The 2597-nt window shown below is 60.9% G+C and carries 2 protein-coding genes; both read right to left on the bottom strand.

The features are described from left to right. Positions 1 to 104 precede the first annotated feature (104 nt). Complete coding sequence (istB, locus tag AACY49_RS29400; protein WP_339527666.1) at positions 105 to 860, bottom strand: IS21-like element ISPsy14 family helper ATPase IstB; 756 nt, start codon at positions 858 to 860, stop codon at positions 105 to 107. Between the two features lie 20 nt (positions 861 to 880). After that, a complete protein-coding gene (gene istA, locus AACY49_RS29395; protein ID WP_339527664.1) occupies positions 881 to 2395 on the bottom strand; it encodes an IS21 family transposase in 1515 nt (504 codons plus the stop codon). Positions 2396 to 2597 lie beyond the last annotated feature (202 nt).

Below are 2597 nucleotides of genomic sequence, written 5' to 3'. Positions count from 1 at the left end.
TGCGGATTCCACGCCATCCGGACACTCAGCCCACCAACATCCGGACACCTGTTCCACGCTCATTCGGACAAGCAGTCGGAGCGCAGCGACGCAGGTTCGCATTGTTAGTCTGAAGTCCCTATTGCCGTCAATTTCGTCGAGCGCCTGCGCATCGATTCGCCCTTCAGTTCGATGCGGTAAGCGTTGTGTACCAGCCGGTCGAGGATCGCATCGCCCAAGGTCGGATCGCCGATCAGCGCATGCCATTTGTCCACCGGCATCTGGCTGGTCACCAGCGTTGATCGATGGCCGTAGCGGTCGTCCAGCAGCTCCAGCATGTCGCGTCGTTGCGCAGCGGTAAACGGCGCCAAGCCCCAGTCATCCAGGATCAGCAGGTCGGTCTTGGCATAACCCGCCATCAGTTTCGCGAAGCGGCCGTCGCCGTGGGCAAGACCCAGTTCTTCCATCAAGCGCGGCAGGCGTAGGTAACGCACGCTGTAGCCGTCCCGGCAGGCCTTGTGGGCCAGCGCGCAGGCGAGCCAGGTTTTGCCGACGCCGGTGGGGCCGCCGATGATCAGGTTCAGGCCGTCGCGCAGCCATTGGCCGCTGCCCAGTTGCAGGATCAGGGATTTGTCCAGGCCGCGCGGACTGCGGTAATCGATGTCTTCCAGGCAGGCGTTATGGCGCAGTCTTGCCGCTTTCAGGCGAGTGCTCAGGCGTACATCTTCACGCTCGGTCAGCTCGCGATCAACCATCAGCCCCAGGCGTTCATCGAAGCTGAGGTCGTTGATATCGGGCGTCGCGTGCTGTTCGCCAAGCGCCTTGATCATGCCGTGTAGGCGCAGGGTTTGCAGCTTATCGAGAGTCGGGTTGGGTAGCATTTGGGTGCTCCTTTTTCAGGTCAGTGGTAATAGCCGGGGCCGCGCAGGTTGATGTGTTCGTCGGGCAGTAGCGGCAGGTTCTGCTGGGTCAGCGGCAGGCGTTCCAAGCCTTGTCGCAGGATCGATTCGAGGCTTTTGTAACTACATGCACCCAGTGCCAGCGCACGCTGGCAAGCGGCTTCCAGCCGCTCTTCGCCGTGCTGTTGGCTCAACCGCAGGATGCCCAGGCAAGCACGGAAGCCGTGCTGTGGATGGATTCGGCGCTCGAGGATGTGGGCGATGACCCCGGCGGTGTTCGGCCCGGTCTGCTCTGCCCAGCGGATCAGCCGCTGCGGCGTCCACTCGGCGTGTTCACGGTGGCTTTTGGGCATGTGTTCGGTTTGGGTGGTGTGGCGACCTTTGTGCTGCGAGCGCAGATGGCTGGCCACGCGTTGGTTGGCGTGGAAGCACTCCACGGTCTTCGCCGTCAGCCGTACTTCCAACTGATGCTTCACCAGTTGGTACGGCACCGAGTAGTAATGGCCCTCGACTTCGACGTGGTAGTCGATGTGTACCCGCACCTTTTTCCATTCGGCGTAGACGTATGGATGTTCTGGCAGCAGTTGCAGCGCGGGTTGGTCGATGGCCTCGAAGGCTGAGCGGCGCGAGCCGGGTAGCTTCTTGAAGGGCCTTTGGTTGAGGCGATCAAGCAGCACACCGATCGCCGTGTTGAGTTCGCCCAAGGAGAAGAACTGACGGTTGCGTAAGGCCGCCAGGATCCAGCGCTCGACCACCTGCACGCCGACTTCAACCTTGGCTTTATCCCTGGGCTTTCGGGATCGAGCGGGCAACACGGCGACTGCGTAGTGCTCGGCTAGGTCGCGATAGCTGGGGTTGATGTCCGGCTCGTAGCGATGCGCTTTGGTGACGCCGCTGCGCAGATTGTCCGGTACCAGAATCTGCGACGTACCACCGAGAAAAGCGAAGCAGCGTGTGTGCGAGCCCAGCCAGTCGGGCAGTTTCTGCGACCAGGTAGCCTCGGCGAAGGTGTAGCTGGAGGCTCCCAGCACAGCAACGAAGATCTGGGTTTGGCGGATCTCGCCGGTCTGCCGGTCGATGACTGGCACGGTCTGGCCGGCATAGTCGACGAATAGCTTTTCGCCGGCACGGTGTTCCTGGCGCATGACCACGTCGACCTTGGCGGCCCAGAGGCGGTAATGCTCGCAGAACCAGCTGTACTGGAATCCTTGCGGATGGCTGAGTCGATACTCTTGCCAAAGCAGGGCCAGGGTTACGCCGGGACGGCGCAGTTCGGCATGGACATGTGCCCAGTCCGGCATCGGACGTTGATCGCTCGGCGCAGGTACTGCCGGCGGAAACAGATGTCGATTCAGCTCGGCATCAGAGAGATCGATGGGCCACTGAAGGCCGCTTGCTGCGAAGCGGCAAAGGTAATCTCCCGCACTCGAATGGCCAATGGATAAACTTTTGGCGATCTTGCGCACGGACAGGCCGGCGTCGAACTTTAGGCGTAGTACCTCTCGGATTTTACGCATGGATAAACGCTCCACGACGACCTCTTCGCTTCGATAAAAGAGGTCGATGGTAGTGAATAATCCTGCGTTGCTGCCTGCCTCAAAGTGTCCGGATGGCCGTGGAATCGGTGTCCGGATACTTGTGGAAAGAGTGTCCGGATCAGCGTGGAATCAGTGTCCGGATGTTGGTGGAATGGGTGTCCGAATGGTCATGGAATCCGCA

It is taken from the genome of Pseudomonas sp. EL_65y_Pfl2_R96, assembly GCF_963970905.1.
Taxonomy (GTDB): domain Bacteria; phylum Pseudomonadota; class Gammaproteobacteria; order Pseudomonadales; family Pseudomonadaceae; genus Aquipseudomonas.
This window is presented reverse-complemented; position numbering and strand designations above follow the sequence as displayed.